1 protein-coding gene and 1 pseudogene are annotated in these 500 nt (G+C 70.8%); one reads left to right on the top strand and one right to left on the bottom strand.

Annotated features, from left to right (window positions below):
* Nucleotides 1-278, bottom strand: a 278-nt coding sequence (locus BBH68_RS44685) for a condensation domain-containing protein (RefSeq protein WP_425428907.1), incomplete at its 3' end; no start/stop codon positions are given.
* Here BBH68_RS44685 and BBH68_RS42510 point away from each other — a divergent pair.
* Nucleotides 277-500, top strand: a pseudogene (locus BBH68_RS42510) (hypothetical protein); the annotation flags it as partial. The gene BBH68_RS44685 and the pseudogene BBH68_RS42510 overlap by 2 nt on opposite strands.

Raw genomic sequence — 500 nt, forward strand, 5'->3', positions numbered from 1 at the left:
CCGTAGCGGCGTTCGGGATTCAGCGCGGCGACCACCTGGTCGAACGGCACATGCTGGTCCTCCAACGCCTCCAGCACCCGCTCCCGCATCCCCCGCAACAACCCCGCCACCGTCGTGCCCCCGTCCACCACCGACCGGATCACCACCGTGTTCGTACACGGCCCCACCACCGAACCGAACCGCTCACCACCACGATTCGCCACCGGACACCCGAACGTCACATCCCGCTCACCACTCCACCGATGCAACGCCCCCGCGAAAGCCGCCGCCACCGCCATGAACCACGACACACCCTCCCGCTCCGACACCCCACGCAACCCCTCCAACACACCCACCCCCAACGGCACCTCCACCACCCCCGACGGCTCCACACCCCCCGACCCCGGCCACGACACATACGCCGGCGCACCCGCCAACCGCCCACACCACCGCTCCACCCCCGCACGACCCGCCACCGACACCCCCAGCTCCGCCTGCTCCCGCACGAACTCCCGGTACTG

Origin of the sequence: Streptomyces sparsogenes, from assembly GCF_001704635.1 — a bacterium.
GTDB lineage: Bacteria > Actinomycetota > Actinomycetes > Streptomycetales > Streptomycetaceae > Streptomyces > Streptomyces sparsogenes.